The sequence below is a fragment of the Lelliottia sp. 7254-16 genome, from assembly GCF_002922995.1.
Lineage (GTDB): Bacteria > Pseudomonadota > Gammaproteobacteria > Enterobacterales > Enterobacteriaceae > Enterobacter > Enterobacter jeotgali.
Map to the genome: position 1 here is coordinate 38,839 of NZ_PQVS01000015.1, position 22,694 is coordinate 61,532.

25 protein-coding genes are annotated in these 22,694 nt (G+C 49.1%); 19 read left to right on the plus strand and 6 right to left on the minus strand.

Annotation, left to right across the window (positions count from 1 at the left end):
• Nucleotides 1-58: 58 nt before the first annotated feature.
• On the plus strand, nucleotides 59-3,340 hold the full coding sequence (locus C3708_RS17940) for a type I restriction endonuclease subunit R (protein ID WP_103949909.1): 3,282 nt from the start codon (nucleotides 59-61) through the stop codon (nucleotides 3,338-3,340).
• A gap of 551 nt (nucleotides 3,341-3,891) precedes the next feature.
• Here the strand turns inward: C3708_RS17940 and C3708_RS17945 are convergent.
• Both C3708_RS17945 and C3708_RS17950 read right to left on the minus strand, forming a co-directional pair.
• On the minus strand, nucleotides 3,892-4,098 hold the full coding sequence (locus C3708_RS17945; RefSeq protein ID WP_103949908.1) for an AlpA family transcriptional regulator: 207 nt from the start codon (nucleotides 4,096-4,098) through the stop codon (nucleotides 3,892-3,894).
• 120 nt (nucleotides 4,099-4,218) lie between these two features.
• A complete protein-coding gene (locus C3708_RS17950) occupies nucleotides 4,219-4,797 on the minus strand; it encodes an inovirus-type Gp2 protein (protein WP_103949907.1) in 579 nt (192 codons plus the stop codon).
• Between the two features lie 287 nt (nucleotides 4,798-5,084).
• Between C3708_RS17950 and C3708_RS17955 the strand changes: the two genes are divergently transcribed.
• The 14 genes from C3708_RS17955 to C3708_RS18025 all read left to right on the plus strand — a co-directional run bounded on the left by C3708_RS17955 (nucleotide 5,085) and on the right by C3708_RS18025 (nucleotide 15,758).
• Nucleotides 5,085-5,837 carry a hypothetical protein gene (locus C3708_RS17955; RefSeq protein ID WP_103949906.1) on the plus strand — a complete coding sequence of 251 codons (753 nt, stop codon included), beginning with the start codon at nucleotides 5,085-5,087 and terminating at the stop codon, nucleotides 5,835-5,837.
• Between the two features lie 118 nt (nucleotides 5,838-5,955).
• Nucleotides 5,956-6,819, plus strand: a complete 864-nt coding sequence (locus C3708_RS17960) for a GTPase family protein (RefSeq protein WP_103949905.1) — start codon at nucleotides 5,956-5,958, stop codon at nucleotides 6,817-6,819.
• Between the two features lie 91 nt (nucleotides 6,820-6,910).
• Nucleotides 6,911-7,732 (plus strand): DUF932 domain-containing protein, encoded by an 822-nt coding sequence (locus C3708_RS17965; RefSeq protein WP_103949904.1) that lies wholly within the window; start codon nucleotides 6,911-6,913, stop codon nucleotides 7,730-7,732.
• A 218-nt stretch (nucleotides 7,733-7,950) separates the two neighbouring features.
• Nucleotides 7,951-8,652, plus strand: coding sequence for a WYL domain-containing protein (locus tag C3708_RS17970; RefSeq protein ID WP_103949903.1), 702 nt, complete (start codon nucleotides 7,951-7,953; stop codon nucleotides 8,650-8,652).
• Nucleotides 8,653-8,692: 40 nt separating this feature from the next.
• Nucleotides 8,693-8,929, plus strand: a complete 237-nt coding sequence (gene ypjK / locus C3708_RS17975; protein WP_103949902.1) for a protein YpjK — start codon at nucleotides 8,693-8,695, stop codon at nucleotides 8,927-8,929.
• Nucleotides 8,929-9,372 (plus strand): YfjS/YafY family lipoprotein, encoded by a 444-nt coding sequence (locus C3708_RS17980; protein ID WP_103949901.1) that lies wholly within the window; start codon nucleotides 8,929-8,931, stop codon nucleotides 9,370-9,372. Before ypjK ends, C3708_RS17980 begins: the two co-directional genes overlap by 1 nt.
• 23 nt (nucleotides 9,373-9,395) lie before the next feature.
• Nucleotides 9,396-9,863 (plus strand): protein YfjT, encoded by a 468-nt coding sequence (yfjT, locus tag C3708_RS17985; RefSeq protein WP_103949900.1) that lies wholly within the window; start codon nucleotides 9,396-9,398, stop codon nucleotides 9,861-9,863.
• 75 nt (nucleotides 9,864-9,938) lie between these two features.
• Nucleotides 9,939-10,178 (plus strand): DUF905 domain-containing protein, encoded by a 240-nt coding sequence (locus C3708_RS17990; protein ID WP_103949899.1) that lies wholly within the window; start codon nucleotides 9,939-9,941, stop codon nucleotides 10,176-10,178.
• A gap of 96 nt (nucleotides 10,179-10,274) precedes the next feature.
• Complete coding sequence (locus C3708_RS17995) at nucleotides 10,275-10,724, plus strand: antirestriction protein (protein ID WP_103949898.1); 450 nt, start codon at nucleotides 10,275-10,277, stop codon at nucleotides 10,722-10,724.
• 11 nt (nucleotides 10,725-10,735) lie between these two features.
• Nucleotides 10,736-11,215 carry a DNA repair protein RadC gene (radC, locus tag C3708_RS18000; protein ID WP_103949897.1) on the plus strand — a complete coding sequence of 160 codons (480 nt, stop codon included), beginning with the start codon at nucleotides 10,736-10,738 and terminating at the stop codon, nucleotides 11,213-11,215.
• A gap of 13 nt (nucleotides 11,216-11,228) precedes the next feature.
• Nucleotides 11,229-11,564, plus strand: coding sequence for a type IV toxin-antitoxin system YeeU family antitoxin (locus tag C3708_RS18005; RefSeq protein ID WP_103949896.1), 336 nt, complete (start codon nucleotides 11,229-11,231; stop codon nucleotides 11,562-11,564).
• Nucleotides 11,565-11,631: 67 nt separating this feature from the next.
• Complete coding sequence (locus C3708_RS18010; RefSeq protein ID WP_103949895.1) at nucleotides 11,632-11,952, plus strand: TA system toxin CbtA family protein; 321 nt, start codon at nucleotides 11,632-11,634, stop codon at nucleotides 11,950-11,952.
• Nucleotides 11,953-12,381: 429 nt separating this feature from the next.
• Nucleotides 12,382-14,445, plus strand: coding sequence for an McrB family protein (locus C3708_RS18020; RefSeq protein ID WP_103949894.1), 2,064 nt, complete (start codon nucleotides 12,382-12,384; stop codon nucleotides 14,443-14,445).
• Entirely contained in the window at nucleotides 14,442-15,758 is a 1,317-nt protein-coding gene (locus C3708_RS18025) for an McrC family protein (protein ID WP_103949893.1), read from the plus strand. The genes C3708_RS18020 and C3708_RS18025 overlap by 4 nt, the downstream gene beginning before the upstream one ends.
• A 118-nt stretch (nucleotides 15,759-15,876) precedes the next feature.
• Here the strand turns inward: C3708_RS18025 and C3708_RS18030 are convergent, their stop codons facing one another.
• The 3 genes from C3708_RS18030 to symE form a co-directional block, all read right to left on the minus strand.
• The gene (locus C3708_RS18030) at nucleotides 15,877-17,067 is read right to left on the minus strand and encodes a hypothetical protein (RefSeq protein ID WP_103949892.1); all 1,191 of its coding nucleotides are present in this window, start codon (nucleotides 17,065-17,067) and stop codon (nucleotides 15,877-15,879) included.
• 311 nt (nucleotides 17,068-17,378) lie between these two features.
• Nucleotides 17,379-18,248 (minus strand): phosphorothioated DNA-binding restriction endonuclease, encoded by an 870-nt coding sequence (locus C3708_RS18035; protein WP_103949891.1) that lies wholly within the window; start codon nucleotides 18,246-18,248, stop codon nucleotides 17,379-17,381.
• Nucleotides 18,249-18,370: 122 nt separating this feature from the next.
• Nucleotides 18,371-18,712 (minus strand): endoribonuclease SymE, encoded by a 342-nt coding sequence (gene symE / locus C3708_RS18040; RefSeq protein ID WP_103949890.1) that lies wholly within the window; start codon nucleotides 18,710-18,712, stop codon nucleotides 18,371-18,373.
• A 320-nt stretch (nucleotides 18,713-19,032) separates the two neighbouring features.
• Here symE and C3708_RS18045 point away from each other — a divergent pair, with 320 nt between their 5' ends.
• Genes C3708_RS18045 through C3708_RS18055 form a run of 3 tightly spaced genes read left to right on the plus strand, consistent with a single transcriptional unit; the run spans nucleotide 19,033 to nucleotide 20,323 of the window.
• The gene (locus tag C3708_RS18045) at nucleotides 19,033-19,491 is read left to right on the plus strand and encodes an STM2901 family protein (RefSeq protein WP_103949889.1); all 459 of its coding nucleotides are present in this window, start codon (nucleotides 19,033-19,035) and stop codon (nucleotides 19,489-19,491) included.
• On the plus strand, nucleotides 19,485-19,817 hold the full coding sequence (locus C3708_RS18050) for a DUF1493 family protein (protein WP_095280602.1): 333 nt from the start codon (nucleotides 19,485-19,487) through the stop codon (nucleotides 19,815-19,817). Before C3708_RS18045 ends, C3708_RS18050 begins: the two co-directional genes overlap by 7 nt.
• A 20-nt stretch (nucleotides 19,818-19,837) precedes the next feature.
• Nucleotides 19,838-20,323 carry a type VI secretion system tube protein TssD gene (locus tag C3708_RS18055; protein ID WP_103949888.1) on the plus strand — a complete coding sequence of 162 codons (486 nt, stop codon included), beginning with the start codon at nucleotides 19,838-19,840 and terminating at the stop codon, nucleotides 20,321-20,323.
• A 44-nt stretch (nucleotides 20,324-20,367) separates the two neighbouring features.
• Here C3708_RS18055 and C3708_RS18060 read toward each other — a convergent pair whose 3' ends face one another.
• Nucleotides 20,368-21,378, minus strand: a complete 1,011-nt coding sequence (locus C3708_RS18060; RefSeq protein ID WP_103949887.1) for a LacI family DNA-binding transcriptional regulator — start codon at nucleotides 21,376-21,378, stop codon at nucleotides 20,368-20,370.
• Nucleotides 21,379-21,563: 185 nt separating this feature from the next.
• Here C3708_RS18060 and C3708_RS18065 point away from each other — a divergent pair, with 185 nt between their 5' ends.
• Complete coding sequence (locus C3708_RS18065) at nucleotides 21,564-22,658, plus strand: cellulase family glycosylhydrolase (protein WP_103949886.1); 1,095 nt, start codon at nucleotides 21,564-21,566, stop codon at nucleotides 22,656-22,658.
• Nucleotides 22,659-22,694 lie beyond the last annotated feature (36 nt).

Below are 22,694 nucleotides of genomic sequence, written 5' to 3' on the forward strand. Positions count from 1 at the left end.
GAGGCGGTTATTACTTGATCGGCGATACCGACCACAACACGAATAAGAAGCCATTGCCATGAGCCATATTTTCACGGAAGCGAAGCTGGAACAGGCCATTATCTCCCTACTGGGACAGCACTCGAATGCGGAAGGCCAACCCTGCTACCCTCATTTTGTCGGTAGTAATGTGCCACGCAAAGAGAAAAGTGAGGTGCTGATTACGGATGACCTGCGCCAGTATCTGGCCAACCAGTATCAGGCAGAGGGGATCACGGAAGGGGAGATTTCTCATATCCTCCATCAGCTGCAGACGCTGCCTGCCAGCGATCTCTACCAGAGCAATAAAACCTTCTGCCACTGGCTCAGCAACGGCTTTTTACTTAAACGTGAAGATCGTAATAAGAAAGACCTCTATATCGAGCTGATGGATACCCGCACTTTGTCAGAGCAGTTAGTCAGCTTATTTACAGGGCATGGCGAAGAGATGGCCGAGGTGGGCAATAATATCTACCGGTTGGTTAATCAACTGGAGATAGAAGGCCAGACCCGTGACGGCGGTCTGCAACTACGTATCCCCGATGGCATCTTGTATGTGAACGGCCTGCCGCTGGTAGTCTTCGAGTTTAAGTCGGCGGTACGTGAAGAAGAGGCCACCACCTATGACGCCTGGCGCCAACTTTGTGTGCGCTATAAGCGCGATATTCCTAATCTGTTTGTCTATAACGCCCTGTGTATTCTCAGCGACGGGGTGAACAATAAGCTGGGTAACCTGTTTGCCCCTTACGAGTTCTACTACGCTTGGCGCAAGGTGAACGGTAATGAATCCACCGAGCAAGATGGCATCAACGGTCTTTACACTCTGATCCAAGGGCTATTTCATCCGGTCCGTTTGCTGGACGTGTTGAAGAATTTCGTTTTCTTCCCAGACACCAGCAAACAGGAAGTGAAGATCTGCTGTCGCTACCCGCAGTATTACGCCGCCCGCAAGCTTTACTACAACATCAAAAAAGAGCGCAAGCAGATAGCGGCCAACGGCGAGAATATCGGTGGCACCGGTAAAGGGGGAACCTACTTTGGTGCCACAGGCTGCGGCAAGAGCTACACCATGCAGTTCTTGGCCCGCCTGCTGATGAAGAGCGTCGATTTTGCCAGCCCGACCATTGTTCTGATTACCGACCGCACCGATCTTGATGAGCAGCTCGCCAAGCAATTCTGCAATGCTACCGCTTTTATCGGCGATGCGGTGATTGAACCAGTCACCAGCCGTCAGGATCTGCGAGACAAGCTGGCCGGATGCGCCAGCGGCGGGGTATTCCTGACCACCATTCACAAGTTTACTGAAGATATTCAACTGCTCTCCAATCGCAGCAATATCATCTGTATTTCTGACGAAGCCCACCGCAGCCAGATCAACCTCGACCTAAAGATCAGCATTGATGCTGAAAGCGGAACGGTCAAAAAGACCTACGGCTTTGCTAAGTATCTACACGACTCGCTGCCTAACGCGACCTATGTTGGCTTTACCGGCACTCCTATCGACGCCACTCTGGATGTGTTCGGCCCCACCATCGATAGCTACACGATGACCGAATCGGTTAACGATGAAATCACGGTGCGGATTGTCTACGAAGGGCGAGCTGCCAAAGTGGTGCTTGATAACAGTAAGCTGGAAGAGATCGAGCAGTACTACCAAGAATGCGAAAAGTTGGGCGCCAGTGAACACCAGATTGAAGAGAGCAAGAAAACCACGGCCAATATGAACTCCATCTTGGGCGATCCGGATCGCATCGAAGTATTGGCCAAGGATTTCACCCAGCATTACGAAAAACGGGTGACGGAAGGTTCGACTATCAAAGGCAAGGCGATGTTTGTTTGTGCCAGCCGCGAGATTGCCTACGATTTCTACAAGAGTTTGAAGCTACTGCGCCCCGAGTGGTTCGAGGCGAAACAGGCTATTGATGGCGTCACCCTTAGCGAGCAAGAGAAAAAAGAGTTGATGAGTCTTCCTCTGGTCAACATGGTAATGACCCGAGGCCAGGATGATGAAGAGGCCATGTATAATTTGCTCGGTACTAAGGAGTACCGCCGGGAGCTGGACAAGCAGTTCAAGAACCCTAAGTCCAACTTCAAAATTGCCATTGTGGTGGACATGTGGCTGACCGGTTTTGACGTGCCTGAACTAGATACCATTTACATCGATAAGCCGCTGCAAAAGCACAACCTGATCCAAACTATCTCACGTGTAAATCGCCGGTTTGAGGGTAAGGAAAAGGGGTTGGTAGTCGATTACATTGGCATTAAAAGCCGGATGAACATGGCATTGGCCATGTACTCGAAAGCTGATAAATCTAACTTTGAAGATGTCCAACAGTCACTGATTGAGGTGCGTAATCACCTGCATCTGCTTGCTCAGGTGTTCTATACGTTCGATAGTCACGATTACTTCTCTGGTGCACCGACCCTACAACTGGAATGCCTCAACCGGGCCGCCGAGTTTGCCCTGCAGACCAAGAAGATTGAGATTCGCTTTATGGGATTGGTAAAACGCCTCAAAGCTGCCTATGACGTTTGCGTTGGCAGTGAAGAGATCTCTCAGGAAGAGCGTGAACGAATTCATTTCTATCTGGCCGTGCGTTCTATCGTCTACAAGCTGACTAAGGGCGATGCACCGGACACTGCGCAGATGAATCAGAAAGTGCGTGAGATGATTGCCGAGGCGCTCAAGGCTGAAGGGGTGGAAGAGATCTTCACCTTAGGTGAGGACAAAGCCGAGACCATCGACATCTTTGACGACGAGTACATGGCTCGCATCGGTAAGATCAAGTTGCCCAACACCCGGATGCAACTACTGCAAAAAATGTTAGCAAAAGCCATCAGCGATTTTCAAAAGGTGAACCAACTTCAGGGGATCAACTTCTCCAAACGTTTCCAGGCTCTGGTTGAACAGTACAACCAGCGTAAGGAGAATGACGTGCTCAACGGTGAAGAGTTCGATACTTTCACCCAGCAGATGGCCGACATGATCTACGACATTAAGACTGAGATGATGTCGTTTGCCGATATCGGTATCGACATGGAAGAAAAGGCATTTCTCGATATCCTGGCGCATATGTGTGAGAAATATGATTTCACCTATGACGAGGATAAGATGTTGGAATTGGCAAAAGAGATGAAGGTGATTGTCGATGACAGTGCCCAGTACCCCGACTGGAGCAACCGCGACGACATTAAGGCTAAGCTAAAAGTAGATCTTATCCTGCTTCTACACCGCTATGGCTTCCCTCCTGTGGCCAACGATGAGGTCTACAAGAGTGTGCTGGAGCAGGCGGAGAACTTCAAGAAGTACCTGCATAGCTGATTTATCAGATTGAGGTTTGGCATGACGTTTCATGTGTAACTGATTGCCACCTCAGGATTAATGGGCTCTGATTCAACAAACAATTTGAGTCCTCTCTGTAGCTATTTCAGCGATAGTTTATTTCAAGTTCACCCCAGCCAGCTTTCCCTAAGCAGCGTGCTACTACATCGGGCAAAAAGCGGCAAAGATGCAATTTCTCAAACTCTAATACATACGCTTAAGTTGCCCGGTTTCTTTGGCTTGATGCAGAGCAATGCTTACATCTTACATATTGATAGGTTGCTTCATCCGATTGTTGAAGAACATGCTCGGTTAACCGCCTATGAGCAAACGACCCAGCGGCCGCCTCGATAACCAACAATTTTTAAGTACTTGTAAAAGTTACTTTACCTACACATGAACATAACCGGAAGTCCGTGTATTTGCGACATGTGCATCGTAAACAGCATTATGGCGATTGTGGGGGCGTAGGTTTCATTGGGTCTTTATGGCATGACATTCCCTCTAGAAATAATCATTAAGGGACATTGAAAAAAGGTCTTATGGAATTATTATTTGCGGGATTCGTAAATGCGGTAATATAACCATTCTTCCACATCGCTTTTTAACCAACGGGATGCCCTGCCCAGTTTAATGGGTTTAGGGAATAATCCATCCTGTATCAGCTTATAGAACCATTTATCGCTGAGGCCAGTAAATTTGGTGATGAATTTCATATCAATGAATTGATCTTCAAGTAATGCAGGTTTTGTATACATGATGATGTGTTCCGGTTAAGGATGAATAACCGGAGCCGTTAGTAAACTGATGGTTACTGCCAGCTCCTCCACATCAATGGCTTTTGTTGTAAAAAACTTCGGCTCAATATTTACTTGTCGCTATTCATTCCTGGGCCTGCCTCTACGGCTGCGGGGAGGTATAGCATTCATACCTGCAATAACCCCTCGTGACTTTTGCTCAGATTTGGCTAAATAACTGATTACGTAACGTAGTTCATCAACTGCTTGCCTATTGCGGTGATCCACTATTGTTCCCGAGCTTGCAACGAAATGCTTTTTCTTGGAACACAGATGAAAGAGACCTTCATCGTCTGTTAAGCTGCGCCATTCTTCACCTATCGCACGCGAGGTCGGATAACATTTCCGATGCTTCTGCCCATCAAGATAAATCATGGCATGTACATGTAGCCCCTTACGTTGTCTGTATTCAATTACCCAGTAGTACCCAATAACCATCTTTCGGCCAATTACCACGTCCATCAGGTGCTGTATCTCGCCCTCCATCTCATCCATGAGATTACGCTGCGAGCGTTCACTTCCTTGTTTCCAGCCAAAATCCATACGAAAAGCCAGTAAGCGGGAATAACGCTCAAACATTTCATCCAGGTGGTGGTTTATATCTTCGAGAAGTAAACGATGCATAGGGTAATTAGGGTTAGCATTGTAGGGTTCTTTCATGATCTATCCTCAAACTAAACGGGGTTCAATAGATAGATGTGTGATGTATTTTTTATACAGGTATGAGTATTGATTACAGGAAGGGGATGGTTAACTCCGGGTGATAATACTAATTAACCTTAAATCAGTAAGAACTGATGGTTTCAAGGATTCTATCGCAGGTTCGTATGGTGGCCTTACACAGGAAAAAATGTGTGCGCGAAATCTGAAGTATTGCAGTGCGATCTGGCGCTTTACGGGCCTTCGTGATAGGTTGTTATGCATAATCAATAAAATGCATAACAGTTATGATAAAGAGAATAACATTTAACACCGATGATAATTTAACGATTGATTCAATCGACAGGTATGCCGAATCCAATGGCACGTCACGTTCGAAAGTAATATGTGAGTTATTACGTTCCACTGCACCTATTCTTGATTTTGTGACATATCAGAATAGAATTACTCAGGAGGTTGAAAGTAGGCTTTTTAGCTTGTTTTATCATGAGGTTCGTCACTTCGAAACCCAAAATACAAAGGACGAAATTACATTAAAACATTTGCATTTACTTTCAAAAAAACTCATTTTTAGTATTTCTCCAAAACCAGTCATGGAGTTTTCACTGCCTCCTCGTCAAGAGTGGGAGGGATATCGAAAGGAGTTTTGTCAAAAAGTAAGCGGCCATATTGAATTGTTCGAGCCAGAATCAAAAGGTGATGTTCGACATGTATATTTATGCGTCGAGAATAATCTCGGGAGAAATTTTAAATATGAATTAATACAGATTGAAATACCCGAATTTATAGTTGATGAATATTTATTTGATTTGCATTCCTTGTGCTATGTGAAGCTTGTCGATTTCTGCAATGACGGAATTGCTGAATACATGCAAAAAAAGAAAAAACACTTAAGTGCGGCATATCTTTCTTGGGTTCCTGTTGTGAGGTTTAGAGACGGTTATATATTCATTGCTGCTTTACAAATAAATAAAGCGTCTACAGAACAGTTATATCCATCTGAGTCAATAGTCAACTATCCCTACGATTGTTGGAAGTGATACTATTTAAGCGTATTCCAATTTTTTTTGAGATATATATCATTTTCATGAACATACCAGCATAACGGCAGAACTTCACGGTTCTGCCGTTTTAGTTTTATTTATTGCAGGAGTAATCATGAATAACCCACGAGGTTTACAGCCACTAAACCATTCGCTTTCCGGCCTACCGCAATGGGTGTCTGAACGTATATTGCAGCAGATTAATCAGTTAACCCATTATGAGCCAGTGATCGGCATTATGGGTAAAACCGGGGCGGGGAAGAGTAGCCTGTGTAATGCCTTGTTTGCCGGGAGTATATCACCGGTCAGCGATGTGGCGGCCTGCACCCGTGATCCTTTGCGATTTCGTCTGCAAGTCGGTGAGCGCTTTATGACCATCGTGGACCTGCCCGGTGTAGGCGAAAGTGGTGCTCGTGATAACGAATATGCTGCGCTGTATCGGGGCCAGCTTCCCCGGCTTGACCTGGTGCTGTGGCTGATTAAGGCCGATGACCGGGCACTGGTAACGGATGAGCATTTTTACCAGCAGGTGATTGGTGAAGCATACCGGCACAAGGTGCTGTTCGTAATCAGTCAGTCGGACAAAGCCGAGCCTGGCAGCGGTGGAGATAAATTGTCCACAGAGCAGAAACAAAATATCAGCCGTAAAATCTGCCTGCTGCACGAACTGTTCCAGCCCGTGCATCCGGTGTGTGCCATATCGGTCCGTCTGCAGTGGAGAGTACGGGTGATGGCAGAGCAGATGATTAAGTGCCTGCCACGCGAGGCCAGCAGCCCGGTTGTGGCGCAACTACAATGCCCCTTTCGTACTGAACAGGTAAAAGAGCAGGCCCGAGACGATTTCGGTGAAACCGTTGGTGTAGTGCTTGATACAGTCATCGCTTTTCCCCTGATACCCGCCCCGGTGCGTGCCATCATTCAGGCCGTACGCACCACAGTGGTGTCCGTGGCCCGCGCCGTCTGGGATTTCTTCTTCTGAGTATTTAACCCTTCCTGTGATTCCCCAAGCCCTGTCGCTTATGCGACGGGGTTTTCCTGTATCTATTTTTCCAGCAATGAGGAGTTTAACTATGACCCGTCTGGCTTCGCGCTTTGGTGCAGCAAACCTTATCCGTCGTGACCGTCCGTTAACCCGTGAAGAGTTATTTCGGGTGGTGCCCAGCGTATTCAGCGAGGACAAACACGAATCCCGCAGTGAGCGATACACGTACATACCGACAATCTCCCTTCTCGATAGCCTGCAGCGGGAAGGCTTTCAGCCGTTCTTTGCCTGTCAGACCCGGGTGCGTGACCCCGGCCGTCGGGAGCATACAAAGCATATGCTTCGCCTGCGTCGGGAAGGACAGATTACCGGTAAGCAGGTACCGGAAATTATCCTGCTCAACTCTCACGATGGCACCAGTTCGTATCAGATGCTGCCGGGGTTATTCCGTGCCGTGTGTCAGAACGGCCTCGTCTGCGGCGAGTCGTTTGGTGAGGTGCGGGTACCACATAAAGGCGATGTGGTGAGTCAGGTGATTGAGGGAGCGTATGAGGTGCTGGGGATTTTTGACCGGGTGGAAGAAAAGCGGGATGCCATGCAGTCTCTGCTGTTGCCGCCTCCCGCGCAGCAGGCACTGGCAAAGGCTGCGTTCACCTACCGCTTTGGTGAGGACCACCAGCCCGTGACCGAATCGCAGATACTCTCCCCGCGCCGCTGGCAGGATGAGAGCAATGACCTGTGGACTACCTATCAGCGCGTGCAGGAAAACTTGATTAAGGGCGGACTCAGTGGTCGTAATGTTAAAGGCGGGCGGACGCACACCCGTGCCGTACGTGGCATTGACGGGGATGTGAAGCTTAACCGGGCACTGTGGGTGATGGCGGAAACATTGCTTACACAACTGCAGTAGTCATTACCTTTGTTGCCATGTTGTTAATATCGGACACCACCTGTCCGCATTTCAACGTACTGACAGATCTCACTCCCTCGAAGATGACCTGTAACCCCCACCACATCTGACTTTTGCAGAAATGAAAAATAGTTTCTGCAGTGTCCATACCCTGTCCGCACCCCTCTTTAAAGTATTCACATCATTTTCAGTCAGTTAACTTTCACGGAGAACCATTCATGACACAGGCAGAACGCCGGCATGACCGGCTGGCTGTCAGGCTGTCACTGATAATCAGCCGTCTGGTGGCGGGGGAAACGCTGAGCGTACGCAAACTGGCCGCTGAGTTTAGCGTGTCGGTGCGCACACTGCGGCGGGATTTTCGTGAGCGGCTGATGTATCTGGACCTGGAATATCAGTCCGGCTACTGCCGCTTACGTACTGCTGGCAGTGAGATGCAGATGGTGCCAGATGTGCTTATCTTTGCCCACCGGAGCGGGCTGGCCGGGCTTTTTCCTGGCCTTGACCGACGCCTGGTGAACGCACTGCTGATGTGTGACGAGTCTCCCTGCGTGATATCGCCCGCCAATCCGCTCCCTTCACCGTCTGGCTCATTGTCTTTCTGGCGGTTGATTCAGGCTATTACCGGGCGCAGGCGGGTGATGCTGATTTCGGATGGACAGCGCTGTGAGCGACTGGCTCCCTGTCGGTTGCTCATCCACCAGCAGGCCTGGTACCTGGTGGGTGAGCACGGCGGACATATCGCCGTATTCACCCTGGATGAAATCCATCTGGTTCAGCCCCTGCAGGAGACGTTCCGCCGTAATGACAGTCTGTGCCGCCTGGCAGAAGACCCGGTGTTCATTCAGGCCTTACCCCATTTTCGCTTTATCCAGCAGTCACTGCTTGCGTTTGTTCCGGCTGACAACCCACCGGAATAGTGCAGGTTTTGTTATCAACCCGGCAACAAGGAGGAGCCCTATGCCCGTTATTGCCATTATCGCCATTGTTGTCATCGTCATCATTCTGAACAAAACCGGGGTGTCCGACAGCCTCACGGCCCTGACACTTGGTACCGTTGCCGCACTGCTGACGGGCGGTGGCGCAGCCGGTGCCGCCAGTGTTGCGCTGACGCCATTCGTCGGTGTTCCGGTAGGCATTTTCGTGGGGATTTATGTCTTTGCCAAAGTCGTTCGTCTGATTTCAGAAAAAAAATAATGAAACGTAAAACATTTCCTCTGCTGGCACTGGTTGCCACCACCCTGTTGCTGAGCGCCTGCGATGACAGGAGTGATGACCTGAAAGCCATCAGCAAATTCAAAGACCTCACGCCTCCGCGCTTCAGAGACGTGGCCAGCCGCCAGGATGATGTCAGTGAGGAATGGACACAGATTGGCTTCTCCACCGGTCTCACCCTGCAGGTCTTACGTACCCGCCAGTCGCCGGAAGGTTGCGAGGGCGGCAGTTATTACTATCTGGTGGATATGGAGGAAAAAACCGTGCAGCCGCTGATGAATGCGATGTGTATTGCTGACAACATCAAACTGGAATACCACGAGGTCACGGACCCATATACGAAGGAAAAATACTTCGAATACTCCCATGACGGCAAACTGATGGGGCGGCTGCTGATACCGTCAAATCCTGATAATCAGGAATAAAAACAAAGATAAAGGAGGAAGAAATGAAAACACGTTCACTCAGCCGGTTTGCGCTGGCAGGCGTACTGCTCGTGAGCTTTAATGCTTCTGCGGTTCCCGGACTCTGGCAGCAGGGGTACGGTCAGGGCAATGCGGAATACAACGTGACGGACGCCAGCGGTAAGATATTTACCATCAACTGTACGGAAAATCCGGACCAGAACGGTATCTACCAGCACTCGGTTTTTCTTACCCTCGCGGGAGACAAAACGGTCAGTTCGCATGATGACGGTACCGACATCACGGTGGTGATGAACCATCAGCAATACGCCATTCCGTCCAGCCTTGGCTGGCGTAACGGGGATAACGCCTGGTACGGCTTCATCATGGATATTCGCAAGGCCTCGCAGTTCGAGGTCTACGTCAATGACCGGAAAGTTGGAACGTTTAACCCTGATGTGCAGAATGCACAAAAGGTCCTGCCAACGTTAGCGGACTGCACTAACGACTGATACATTCATTTCGACATGCAATCCAACCCCGACAGCCACCAGGCTGCCGGGGTTTTCTTTTATCAGGAGCCTGAAATGTTCCAGTCAGTGTTACTGCCACCGGGTCCTTTCACCCGGGCACAGGCGGAAGTTGTCACGGCAACGTATCGCAATATCACCATTGAAGATGACCAGCACAGCCATTTTCGCCTGGTCGTTCGTGACCGCGAAGGCCGGATGGCCAGGCGGGCATGGAATTTTGAACCAGACGCCGGAGCCGGACTTAACCCGTATATCCGACAGTGCGGCATTCTGAAGGAGACATCAGCACATTAATTTCTCACGCAAAACCCGTGAGCACGCAGCACGCACATTAATTATTTCCCATCACGCCAGCCAGACATGCTGGCGTTTTTATTCCCGGAGAACACTATGAATATGCACACCTTTACCCCAGCTAACGAGCCACAGCTAATTCTCACCGCCACGCCGCTACCCGATGAGCAGCGCATCGGTTTCTGGCCACAACACTTTGGCTCGATCCCACAGTGGACAACCTTAGAGCCTCGCATCTTCGCCTGGATGGACCGCTTCTGTACGGATTACTGTGGCGGGATCTGGAGTTTTTACACGCTGAGCAATGGTGGTGCTTTTATGGCACCGGATGTTGGCAGCGATGAGATATGGAATTTGTCCAACAACATGAACGGCAATGGCGCAGAAATGAGTGCGGAAGCCGCTGGCATTGCCGTGTGTCTGATTGAGTACAGCCATCACGCCTGTCGTACTGAGTGCGATGCCATGACAGAGCATTATTACCGACTGCGAGATTACGCTCTGCAGCACCCTGAATCCCATGCCATTCTTGCCATCATTGATTAAGGAGTTTTGTCATGGAGAAACAACTGACTCTCTTTACACCGGAACTGCCATTGACCTCACTGCGCACCATCAAACGAGCCCTGAGTCTGCTTGACCAGCACCTGCGCGAACCGGGTGTGGCGTTTACTTCCACGCAGGCTGCTCGCGACTGGCTCAGGCTGAAGTTGGGAACCCTTGAGCGGGAAGAATTTGTCGTGCTGTATCTCAATAACCAGAACCAACTGCTTGCCCATGAAACGCTTTTTACCGGCACCATCAGTCACACTGAAGTTCATCCTCGCGAGGTGGTGAAACGCGCCCTGTACTTTAACGCGGCAGCAGTGATATTTGCCCATAACCACCCCTCAGGGGAGGTTGCTCCGAGCCAGGCAGACAAAGCCATCACCCAACGACTGGTACAGGCGCTCATGCTGGTGGAGATCCGGGTCCCCGACCACCTGATTGTCGGCGGCAGGCAAATATTCTCATTCGCCGAACATGGTCTTCTTTAACAGGAATAAAATTATGAACAAAGACGCTACCCAAACCTGGGGGCTTAAACGAGATATCACACCGTGTTTCGGAGCCCGACTGGTACAGGAAGGTCATCGTCTGTATTTTCTGGCAGATCGTGCTGGTTTCACCGGCTCATTCAGCGAGATGCAGGCCCGACATCTGGATGAAGCCTTCCCACATTTTGTCGCACATCTGGAGCTGATGCTGCTCTCCTGTGAGCTGAATTCCCGGTACGCGCACTGTGTCACACTGTACCGTAACGGGCTGACCTGTGAAGCCGATACGCTGGGCAGTCATGGGTATGTGTATACCGCAATTTATCCCTCAAATCAGGTTAAAGACTGAACCTCCGCATCGTCTTAGCTTTGTAAGCAATCAAATCTTCCGTTCCTTTATTTAAGAGACTCAACATATGCAAATCTCAACTGTACCGGCCACGATGCCGGTTTCGTCACGCCTGTCGCCCGTGCAGGTCTGGCAGCAATTGCTAACGTATCTGCTGGAGCAGCATTACGGCCTGACACTCAACGACACGCCATTCCATGAGGACGCGGCCATTCAGGAACATATCGAAGCGGGAATAACATTGGCCGACGCGGTGAATTTCCTGGTAGAACGCTATGAACTGGTACGCACCGACCGCAAGGGATTCACCTGGCAGGAGCAGACACCATTCCTGACCGCTACCGATATTCTCAGAGCAAGGCGAGCTACCGGATTAATGAATACTTAAATTGCCCGAGCCTCACTTCTGTTTTTTACCTCTGTACCTTCCAATGTTGCACGCCTGCTATTCCCGGTAGGCGTGCGTACTTTTATGGAAAATTAAAGATGCAAATAGAACCCGACGTATTACGGAACACAATGAACTCATCCGCACGACAAGTATTGAACGAGTAGGCACTGGCCGCGATGCTGCAGCCTTGGTGCAGCATAAAAAACTCATATATCAACTTGATGCCGTATCCGGTTAGCAGCAGTGATCTTTAAAGCCATTGGATACCAAATTGGGCATTTTTTATAGTAATTAACTGAATTTGTTATAAATCATATTTAACTAAATTTCTTAATACCTTGCTTGAACAGGTAGTGACGAAATTAAGATTAATCCGATAAGATGTGAGTATTCCACTTTTAAATCACCTTACACACGGAGTATGTGATGGTTCAGGATTCCTCTACATTAGCCCCTTTCTTTCGTTCTCATATCGCAAAAAACAATCAATACAACCCAAACTGGGGCAAGCACTATCGTCAGCTCGTAGAACAGATCCAAGCCGAAAAACCCAACTTCTCTACGGATACAATTCGACAGATTTGGTACGAACGCAGCAATGGAATCTCCAGCCTCAGACAGGGTGGAATGTCCCAGTTTGAATTCGAAACGGCGCAAAAACAGCTGCTCGCTCTAACCCGTCTAATGGCAGAAGAATGTACGCAGGAGAATTACGACCGGGTGATTAAGCGCCTTATTAAACTTAAAACGGACGGAGTATTGAACAAGGTTTACTGGGCTCTATGCCATCGCGCCTTTGCCGCACTCTACCCGTCTAAAATTACCAACGTCGTGAATATCAGCAATTTTTTCAGCAGTTACAACTACTGTAATAACCATTTTCAACTTGGCCTTTCAGAGGATCAGGAGTGGTTCGCTCGCAATCTTGATCTCAAGAAAGCATTGCACCGCGCACTAGGTGATGATGTCGATCCTATCGAGCTGAATATGTCGCTCTGGCATCTCTATACGCAGGTTATTCAGAAGAAGAACGATATTGGATTAATTGGTAACGAGACTACCTTGCCGGAAGACGATCAAGACGAGGAAGTTACCACCCCGCAACTGCCAAAAAATACTATCCTCTATGGCCCGCCAGGCACTGGTAAAACTTACCGCACAATCGATCTGGCCGTACGCGCTTGCGAACCGGCAGCCTACTCGCTTCAGGAAGGTAAAGAGGAGCACGAAAAACGCCGTGAGCTGAAAAAGATTTATGACAGCCTGATTGATGAAAAGCGGGTGCGCTTTATCACCTTCCATCAGAGTTTTGGCTATGAAGAGTTCATCGAAGGGCTAAGAGCAGAGACCACCGACGATGGTAATGTGCGCTACGAAATCAAAGCGGGCATTTTTAAGCAAATTTGTGAAGATGCTGCTTTTGGCCACGCAGGTGTTCAGCAGAAGCTTGACGAGGCACTTGCCCGCCTACAAGAACGTCTATCTGAAAGTGGAAGCATTACTCTTGAAACGCTGCAGGGCAAAGCTTTCCAACTGGCTTACAAGAGCCAGACCACCTTTGGTATCTTCCCGTCGCAATCGAAAAAAGAGGATTTAGGGCAGGGTTACAATGCTTACCTCAAGAATATCAGTCTGGTTTACCAAAACCCTCAGGCAAAGGTACATAATCCGTCATATGTACGTAGTATCCTTAATTACCTGATTAAACAGGAAGGTTTGCCTTCCAACCCACAGGATTCTGTATCTGAAAAACGTCAAAACTACGTTATGATTATTGACGAAATTAATCGTGGCAATATCTCCAAAATCTTCGGCGAACTGATCACCCTGATAGAAACCTCTAAACGTGCCGGAGAACCGGAGGCTCTTAGCGTAATGCTTCCTTATTCTTCCACCCCATTTAGCGTGCCGAATAATCTCTATTTAATTGGCACCATGAATACCGCCGATCGTTCGCTCACGGCATTGGATACCGCCTTGCGCCGCAGATTTGAGTTTGAAGCTATGCTGCCGGATATTGATGTCTTGAAAGATACGGTAATCAAAGGGATTGATTTGCCACGCCTTCTGCAGACTTTGAATGACCGCATTCAGGTGCTGTACGATAGAGAACATACATTAGGCCATGCCTTTTTCATCCCAGTTGTTCAGGTAAAAGAGGACGAAGAGCTGGCATTTGAAAGGCTCAAGCGGATTATGCGAAACAAGGTGCTGCCACTGCTGGAGGAGTACTTCTACAACGACTGGCAAAAAATCCGTATGGTGCTGGGCGACAATCAAAAAAGCGAAAACCCGCACCTACAATTCGTGTGTGAGGTGAAAGACCAGAAACAGTTTGCGGATCTTTTTGGCAATAGCGGAACTGAAGATCTGCATGATATCGGTGCCAGTTTCCATCTGGCCTCTGAGAGCGACGATGTCTGGGATAATCCGCTCGCTTGGCAACAAATTTATGCGCTAAATAATAGTAACCCTGGGAGCAGGGAATGACGTCTCGTCAAAACTTTACCGTCTTCGAATACGGACTCCTGGTTGACGAGAAAGATAGGGGCCGCATAAATAATGCGGTCGTTCTGCCCAGCAAGCTGTTTGAGTGGCTTGAACAACGTTGTCTAAAAGATGATGCGGATAACACTCATCGTCTGCTAACCCTGCGCAGTCGGGGTAGTGTAAAAACGCTTCAAGTAAAAAATTATGCTGGTGTTATCTCTCTTCCGGGTAATGCGTTTATTGAAGTATTGCCAAAAACGGGACGGCGTGAAGACAACATTGATATTGCACGTCAGCAGCTTTTGATGATGCTACGCACGTTAAAATCTTTTCGCCATATTGCTACTTCAGCATCCAGAGTCCGAACCTCGAAGATGCCGCTGATGGATGTATTTATTCAGCAGTTTATCGATAGCGTACAGCAGATTGTGCGCCAGGGTCTAAAGCGTGATTACATACGTCAGCAGGACAATCTGCCGTGGATGAAAGGGAAGCTAAGGGTCTCCGCTCAATTAAGCAAAAACTGCGTGCGTCGGGATCGCTTTCAGGTGGAGTTTGACGATTACAGCGCCGAACGTCCGGAAAACCGGATACTGAAAACAGCCATCGATAAGATCCGTCGTCAGATCAGCAACCCGCAGCTACTAATACAAGTTAACTCTTTACAGGTGCACTTTGACGATATTGCGCCTGTTGGTGATGTTTGCATGGCCTTCGACCAGGTACGTCTCGACAGACATATGCGTCACTATGAACTTGCCTTGGCATGGGCACGGCTGATTTTGATGGGACAGTCTCCCCATTGCATGCAGGGAGATGCCAACGCCATTTCATTGCTCTTTCCAATGGAAGCTGTGTTCGAATCTTTTGTAACTGCATGGATGCGTCATCGTTATAACGATAACTGGCATGTGGAGGCGCAGGTGGATTCACACACCTTGGTTCGTCTCAATGGCAAAGGGTTATTTAAGCTTAGACCCGATATCCATCTACGGCCTCGTGGTGATAATTGGGATCAGCCGATGATTTGTGATGTTAAATGGAAAATGGTAGAGAGCGGAAAGGCGACACTCGAACAGTCGCAGGCTGACCTCTACCAGATGCTAGCCTACGGTGTGAATTATCAGGAGGGAATAGGGGATATGCTGCTGATTTATCCTTCGCATGAGGGTTTTAGTCAGCCATTACCTCATCCCTATGAATTCAGCCATCAAAAGGAAAACCCACTGCGTTTATGGGTTGTGCCATTTTTCATTGGTGACAGTTTGCAAAGTTCTAGCCTGCGTTTTTCTGATGGGAAAAACTTGATTTAAAATCCGTGTTATTCTCTTTCCCACGGTTAGCCATATCATTAATGGGTAATCCCCTCCCAACACCACTGCGATGTTCACTTTTTGCTTAAGTGGACATCGCTGCGCATTTCTTGCTAGTTTACTTTTTGGTTTCCACTTGTGGTAATTTTTCAAGTGTCAGCAGTTCCTGACTCTTTACCCTACGGCATTGAGAAACTGCATCCTGAAGTTTGCCACGAACGCTATCATCATAGTCGGTATCCAATAGTTGGTATTGAAGACTGTCTTTGTATGATTGAATGATATTTAGTGGACAGATAAGGCGTATATCACCGAGTGAATAAATTTTTACTGCCTTAAGTAAATAGTATTTTTCATCTGAAGAGCGTACGCCCTGCCAGGCTGAGTCTCTAAAATATTCAGCAGGATATGAGGCAGTTGGTACTCCATAAATATGAGGAGTCAGGTCCATTATTCCTGATGTTTTAAGGAACATCGTTAGTATTAGAGCTGGTACCATATGCACAAACGTAAAAATGATGAATAGTATTCCAGCCATGATTCCACCAGTTACAGTCACCTGATTTAACAAGCTGGTGCGGGTTCTTAACCTGAGGAAAACAACGCCGGGAATAAGTGAAAAAATAATCAGAAAAATAGATAGCGCTATAACACTCAACGCCTGCCACATCTCGTTTGTTCCGTCCGGAAACTCCAATGTACGAAGAAATAACTCAAGAGGAAAAATATATATGCATGCAGTCAGGGAGAAGAGCATTGGCTGTAAAACATGCATAGAAAGAATCTTTTTGATCTTCTTCCACTTACCTGCTGCGCTTATCTGTCTATAGGTAATAGGGCCGTTGAACCACAGAGAAAGTACAAAGCTGCATAGCCAGATAGTACCTAACTGAAGAGACACATTCTGTGCCTCTTCTTTTCCTGCGTGGTGTATGAGGAAAAAATAGCCAAAAAATATCAGTGTTGACAATAGCGAGGTCAGCAGAACGATTTTGATATTGTTCTCTGTCAGCTCATTCCGTAAACTACTTTCCCCCTGATAGTTGGAAATAAAGAGTCCCGTCAGTAGCGAGGGCATAAATAATACGATGCAAAAAAGCAGCATGCTGACACTGGCAAACACCATCAGATAACTGAACAATGATGAAAAAGAGATACTGTCAAAAAAAAGTCCTGTTTGTCCAATACGCGCAAGATGCGACCATACAAACAATGCTGCAATAGAAGTTGATGCGAACGCAGGTGTAAGGAGTGTTAAAAACCAAGCACGTAGTTTTATAAAGCGTTTGTTGATTCTGTTATTTTCCATATTCTAATGTCCATCCAAAGTTTGACATATGGTTTAGTTTATGACTCCGTTTTGGGTCATGGCTCACCAACTACCTCTCAGGTGATTTGTTCAGTTGTTGCCCTTGAGGAAAGCAGTTCTGCCTACCTACATCTTGAATTATAAGGTTATATAGGTGTTCTACTGACATGGCTTTATACACGCAAGTAACGTCTATTTTTTATACGGATTTTAACTTGTGGGTACAAGTGCGGGTATAAGTTCTAAGTGTTAAAAATAAAACATATTGAAATCAGGCGGTTGATTGAGTTATGCGAGTCCGGCCTTCGCCCTCATCCCCTAAACACCTCCCTCCGATGCCACTCCACAAACCCTTCCCGCGGATAATTCCCTTTCACCATCGGCAACGCAATCTGCTTCCCGGCAAAATCCCAGAACAACCGTCCCACAATCCCGCTTCCATTCACCGCCTCAGACACCAGCACCTGCATATTCTCATCCAGCCCAATCGATCCCTTATCAAACGCCTTATGGTGTATCGCGCACAGCGCTAGTCCGTTCGGGATTTCACAGGGTCCACCATGTTGTTTCCATTTGATATGTGCGGCTTCGAGGCCGACGGAGGCATTGTCATGGCGCATATTGAATCCGCAGATCGCGCATTCGTAGTTGTAGGCGCGGAGCACCTGCTGACGGAAGAGGGGATCGCGAACTTTGCGGATCTGCTGGATATCAAAGCCCATCTCGTCGGCAATTTCTTCCTGGGTACTTTCGGGGAAGTGGGCTTCCAGGATTTGCTGCGCCAGAGAGCCGATAAGATTTTTGTTTTTCGTCAGGCGTGAATAGTGTTCTTCATCGAAACCGCCAGCGACGTTGTACTTCACCAGTTCCCCGGCGGGTGGCTGTTTACTGCCGGTCGTCGAGCAATGTTCATCATTTTGCAACTCCCAAAAGCCGTCGCCTTTGAGACGCCAGAAAGGCATGTCGGGGCGGTACTGAGCGCGTTGTGGGCCAAAACGTTCCAGAAGACTGTGGAGCTGCTCGCGCACTTCCGAACCATAGTCGAACATTCGAGCGTGGCCGCGCTGATAGTTTGCCAGGACATATAAGAGCAATAGCGGTTTATGCGGCGCACGTTCACCGCCTTTGAGCCAGATATTGATGTCGGCAATTGCCTGTTCGAGGGTTTTACTGGGAGTCATCGCGTTACGAAATAAGCTAAATAATTGCGATGATGCTCGCAAAACCCCTCCCAATCAACCACCCACATCTCACAACCAACAAAAAAGGCGCCCATCGGCGCCTTCCCCACTCAATTGATTTTTCAGCCTTTCGAACCCTTCGCCGATATCACACCGACAAACTCCACCACCTGCTTCTGCTTGCGCGCTGAAAGCTTACTCACATCGCGCACCAGCTTCTCCATCTCCGTTTCTTCCGGTTCTGGCTCCCGTGCGGTCAGGATCATGCAGCCTTTCATAATCTTCACGTCCACTTTGGTGCCGGTGCTGAATCCGGCTTCGTCCAGCCAGTAGCCCTTCATGATAAAGGCTGGCATACGGGCGTGATCGTGAAAACGGCTCGCATAACTTACGGTGAACATGCGGTTATCGGCGGGGAACACTTCTGGTTCAAATGAATCTGCAATACAATCGACGTTAGTCATGGTTACTATTCTCTGTTAATAGTGATTGTGATTAGCGGTGCGGACGTGTTGGCGCATGTCCGCATCGCGTTAAATACACCTGTAAATTTAATCAGTAAATAGAATAAAGTCCACATGAATATAAAACATAATAAGAGTGTTTTGGACTCTTTCGAATATATATACATGGTGAATATTTTATTCTGTATATTGCTGTTTAACTGATGTTTTTTCTTTTGAAAACCGTTCGCTGAGTGTTTTACAAATTATGGGGTGGTTCTCAGAATGCATTTGAATTCCGTTTTGTGATTGTTAAATTTTAAATAAAAAATGGACTTGCAATGGATACAGTTGAAGAACTAAATGGAACTTATTTTTATGCAGGGAGATCCAATCTAACGGCAGGTGAACTTTTTTTTATGATTTTTTGTGAGACTACCGCTGATCATTTTGGTATTGAAGATGTTGGCGCGATAGTCGCTTTCTATACTGGTTTTAATAATCAGAAAACCAGACAAAAACCAAAGGGAGCCAAAGCGGGTACGTCTCGGGCTTCTAAAGCAATGAGACGATTTTTTAAAACGGCTAAGTTTCCTTTAGGTATAAAATTACCTACATGGGTAGGTGGGTATACGCCCTGGACGGCAGAGCGCAGAATGGTAGCGAAAATAGGCACTTTTGTCGGTCGAACCATTCCTCTTGTCGGCTATGTGATCTTAGCAAGTGATGTCGTACAAATCACATATTGTTCCGTACGGGACTATTATCGGATCGCGAGAGGTAATGATAAATTATGGTGAATGACATTGAACAGCGCATTTATGCATTAGTCAGACGCTATAATGGTGTATGGCTTTTTAATAATGAAAAAAAACAGCAACTGTTAAATGCAGACACGGACCTTGATACTGATATGCATCTTGATGTTGGAGAGGTAGAAGATCTTATGGATGAGTTTTTTAGAGATTTTCAGGTGGATAAAGGTAATTTCAATATTAAAACATACTACCCAGATGAATCTTTCTCGTGGAATCCTTTTAAAAAATTTCCCCCAATACCCGTCCCAGATTTCACAATTGGAATGCTGATTGAATCAGCAAAAGCTGGCAAATGGTTATATGACTAATCTCACGCAAGGAGCATAAAATGGCTGTACCTGTTCACTTATTTTTAACCGATGACGGCGGTGCGGTAATTAGAGGTTCTTCCGATGTCAGGGACCGGGAGGGCAGTATAGAACTAAGAGGATTGCATCATAATTTAAGTATTCCAACCGATTCATCAACGGGAAAGGTAACGGGAACTCGCCAACACTCACCCTTTCAGTTCACTAGAGAGCTCGAGAGTGCTTCTCCGTATCTCTTCAAAGCAGCGGCAACCGGCCAGACGTTCAAATCGGCTGAATTCAGGTTCTACCACATCAACGATGCGGGCCAGGAGGTGGAGTACTACCGGATTACCCTGGAGGGTGTGAAAGTGATCTCTGTCAGCCCTATCATGCATGATACGCGAGGCTGTCCAGGTACGGGTCATATGGAAGATGTTGCGTTGAATTACGAGAAAATTACGCATCTGTATAAGGACGGTAATCTGTTAGCGCATGATGCATGGAATGAACGGCAGACAGCATGATGTGATTTGAGGGGGAAGATGCATTTACACCTCAATATCCCCCATCATTCCCTCTCACTCGATCTCCTCACCCGCAACCTTCCCGCCAGCGTCACATGCGTCGCCGCATCTTCCTGATTGCACAGATACTCCACGGCTAACCGCCCCAGCTCGCTATAAGGCAGCTGAATACTGGTCAGCGCCGGAGTCAGCTGTTCGGAAATCTTCTGATCGTCGTAGCCCGCCAGCAGCATGTCCTGCGGGATCTGCACGTTGTTCACCGCCAGCGCCTGATAGCAGCCAATCGCCAGCCAGTCGCTGGCGCAGAAGATCGCGTCCGGGCGTTCCGGCAAAGCCAGCAGGGACTCGGTGGCGGTGAAGGACTCGCTGAACTGCCAGTTGGTCGGGCGCACCAGGCTCTCGTCGAACGACAGCCCGGCCTGTTCGAGCGCGGCCTGGTAGCCCGCCTTACGCTGGCGGGTGGCTTCCATCCAGCTCTCGCCGGTGATGTGCGCGATGCGCGTGGCCCCCTGAGCAATCAGATGGCGCGTCACCTGGAAGGCGTTGGCGAAGTCGTCGGGAATGAACGACGGCAGCAGCGGCGAACCGGGGTCGCGCTGGTTGAGCAACACCAGCGGGAGCTGCGTGCAGTCCTGGAAATCGGTCATGTCCACCAGAGTGGTGACGGGGGAGGCGAGGATAATCCCCACGCAGTTGCGCTTCTCCAGCTGGCGGATGATGTTCAGGGCCAGCTCCACGTCGTCGCCGTAGTCGTACACGGTCAGCAGCGTCTCGTTGCGCCAGGCCGCATCCCGCGCCTGGCTGATGGCGTCGATAAAGGGGTCGTAACTTTGCAGGGAGCTGACCAGCAGCGCCACCTCTTCCTGGTTGCGCGGCGCGTGGATGGCGGGCAGGCGATTGTAGCCGAGTTCGGCGGCCACGCCGATCACCCGCTGGCGCGTCTCGTCGCTGAGCTTGATGTTGCGGGACTGGTTGAGCACCAGCGATACCGTCGCCTGCGACACCCCCGCCGCACGCGCAATATCGTTCATCGTGATTTTGTTTTTCCGCTTCATCCGCTCGCTCCCCCTTCAGAAACAGCATCATACCTTAACCGTCTTCCAAAGCGCGGTCGATCACGTTTCTTATGCGCTCAAGCCTGAACTTTGTGATTGCTGTCTCTTTTCTGAACGCGCCAGTTTGCTCATTTATAGTTCAACTAATATTTATTAGCTAAATATTATCAGCAAGTGAGGCGACGATGAAACAGCAGTGGAGCAAGGAACAGGCGCAGGCGTGGTATCAGCAGAAAGGGTGGCTGTGCGGGTTTAACTATCTGCCGTCGACGGCGGTGAACTGGACGGATATCTGGCAGCAGGAGACCTTCGATCCCGAAACCATCGACCGCGAACTGGGCTGGGCGGCGGACGCGGGTTACAACACCCTGCGCATCAACCTGCCATTTATCGTCTGGGAACACGATCGCGACGGATTGCTGGAGCGTATTGACCACTTTCTGACGCTTGCTAACCGCCACGGGTTCAGCACCATGCTGACGCTGATGGACGACTGCGGGTTCTCGGGCGACGAGCCGTATCTCGGCCCGCAAAAACCGCCGATCCCAGGTAAACACAACAGCCAGGCGGCGGCGAGCCCAGGGCGCGACAAAGTGTGCGATCGCGACTGCTGGCCGCACATTGAGCGCTACATCCGCGACGTTATCCGCCAGTTCCGCGACGATAAACGCGTCCTGGTGTGGGATCTCTACAACGAGCCGGGCAACCGCGGGATTTTTGCGACGGGCACCGTGGAAGTGCAGTACGACGAAAAACTGGAAAGCTACGCGCATGAGCTGATGAAACGGGCGTTCCAATGGGCGCGGGAAGAAGATCCAGAGCAGCCGCTGACCGTCTGCGCGTGGCGCGTGTCGCCAGATGTGGAAGTGGAGGGGGAGACGTTCTTTCAGCATCCGCTCGATCAAACCGCGCTGGAACTGTCGGACGTGGTGAGCTATCACGCTTATCTCAACACCGGGCGCATGACCGCGATTATCCAGCAGTTACAGCAGCTTGGCCGCCCGATGTTCTGTACCGAATGGCTGGCACGCCACGTCGGGAGCACCATTGAAGAGCAACTCCCGCTGATGTACACCGCGAAGGTCGCGCCCTATCAGTGGGGCCTGGTGCGCGGCAAAACCCAGACCTGGCTGCCGTGGCCGGTGATCATGACCGGCTCGACCGACTACTGCCGCCTGTGGTTCCACGACGTCTTCGAAGAGAACGGCATCCCGTTCTCGCGCAGCGAAATCGCCCTGATGCGCAAGTTGCGCAAAATCGCCCCGCAGCCGCAGGCATAACAATAACGATCCGGCGGTACGCCGCCGGACAGCAAG

Excerpts from the sequence above, each read along its gene's own strand:
- C3708_RS17940 (WP_103949909.1), top strand. The coding sequence starts at position 59 with ATGAGCCATATTTTCACGGAAGCGAAGCTGGAACAGGCCATTATCTCC.
- C3708_RS17945 (WP_103949908.1), bottom strand. The coding sequence starts at position 4,098 with ATGTATACAAAACCTGCATTACTTGAAGATCAATTCATTGATATGAAA.
- C3708_RS17950 (WP_103949907.1), bottom strand. The coding sequence starts at position 4,797 with ATGAAAGAACCCTACAATGCTAACCCTAATTACCCTATGCATCGTTTA.
- C3708_RS17955 (WP_103949906.1), top strand. The coding sequence starts at position 5,085 with ATGATAAAGAGAATAACATTTAACACCGATGATAATTTAACGATTGAT.
- C3708_RS17960 (WP_103949905.1), top strand. The coding sequence starts at position 5,956 with ATGAATAACCCACGAGGTTTACAGCCACTAAACCATTCGCTTTCCGGC.
- C3708_RS17965 (WP_103949904.1), top strand. The coding sequence starts at position 6,911 with ATGACCCGTCTGGCTTCGCGCTTTGGTGCAGCAAACCTTATCCGTCGT.
- C3708_RS17970 (WP_103949903.1), top strand. The coding sequence starts at position 7,951 with ATGACACAGGCAGAACGCCGGCATGACCGGCTGGCTGTCAGGCTGTCA.
- ypjK (WP_103949902.1), top strand. The coding sequence starts at position 8,693 with ATGCCCGTTATTGCCATTATCGCCATTGTTGTCATCGTCATCATTCTG.
- C3708_RS17980 (WP_103949901.1), top strand. The coding sequence starts at position 8,929 with ATGAAACGTAAAACATTTCCTCTGCTGGCACTGGTTGCCACCACCCTG.
- yfjT (WP_103949900.1), top strand. The coding sequence starts at position 9,396 with ATGAAAACACGTTCACTCAGCCGGTTTGCGCTGGCAGGCGTACTGCTC.
- C3708_RS17990 (WP_103949899.1), top strand. The coding sequence starts at position 9,939 with ATGTTCCAGTCAGTGTTACTGCCACCGGGTCCTTTCACCCGGGCACAG.
- C3708_RS17995 (WP_103949898.1), top strand. The coding sequence starts at position 10,275 with ATGAATATGCACACCTTTACCCCAGCTAACGAGCCACAGCTAATTCTC.
- radC (WP_103949897.1), top strand. The coding sequence starts at position 10,736 with ATGGAGAAACAACTGACTCTCTTTACACCGGAACTGCCATTGACCTCA.
- C3708_RS18005 (WP_103949896.1), top strand. The coding sequence starts at position 11,229 with ATGAACAAAGACGCTACCCAAACCTGGGGGCTTAAACGAGATATCACA.
- C3708_RS18010 (WP_103949895.1), top strand. The coding sequence starts at position 11,632 with ATGCAAATCTCAACTGTACCGGCCACGATGCCGGTTTCGTCACGCCTG.
- C3708_RS18020 (WP_103949894.1), top strand. The coding sequence starts at position 12,382 with ATGGTTCAGGATTCCTCTACATTAGCCCCTTTCTTTCGTTCTCATATC.
- C3708_RS18025 (WP_103949893.1), top strand. The coding sequence starts at position 14,442 with ATGACGTCTCGTCAAAACTTTACCGTCTTCGAATACGGACTCCTGGTT.
- C3708_RS18030 (WP_103949892.1), bottom strand. The coding sequence starts at position 17,067 with ATGGAAAATAACAGAATCAACAAACGCTTTATAAAACTACGTGCTTGG.
- C3708_RS18035 (WP_103949891.1), bottom strand. The coding sequence starts at position 18,248 with ATGACTCCCAGTAAAACCCTCGAACAGGCAATTGCCGACATCAATATC.
- symE (WP_103949890.1), bottom strand. The coding sequence starts at position 18,712 with ATGACTAACGTCGATTGTATTGCAGATTCATTTGAACCAGAAGTGTTC.
- C3708_RS18045 (WP_103949889.1), top strand. The coding sequence starts at position 19,033 with ATGGATACAGTTGAAGAACTAAATGGAACTTATTTTTATGCAGGGAGA.
- C3708_RS18050 (WP_095280602.1), top strand. The coding sequence starts at position 19,485 with ATGGTGAATGACATTGAACAGCGCATTTATGCATTAGTCAGACGCTAT.
- C3708_RS18055 (WP_103949888.1), top strand. The coding sequence starts at position 19,838 with ATGGCTGTACCTGTTCACTTATTTTTAACCGATGACGGCGGTGCGGTA.
- C3708_RS18060 (WP_103949887.1), bottom strand. The coding sequence starts at position 21,378 with ATGAAGCGGAAAAACAAAATCACGATGAACGATATTGCGCGTGCGGCG.
- C3708_RS18065 (WP_103949886.1), top strand. The coding sequence starts at position 21,564 with ATGAAACAGCAGTGGAGCAAGGAACAGGCGCAGGCGTGGTATCAGCAG.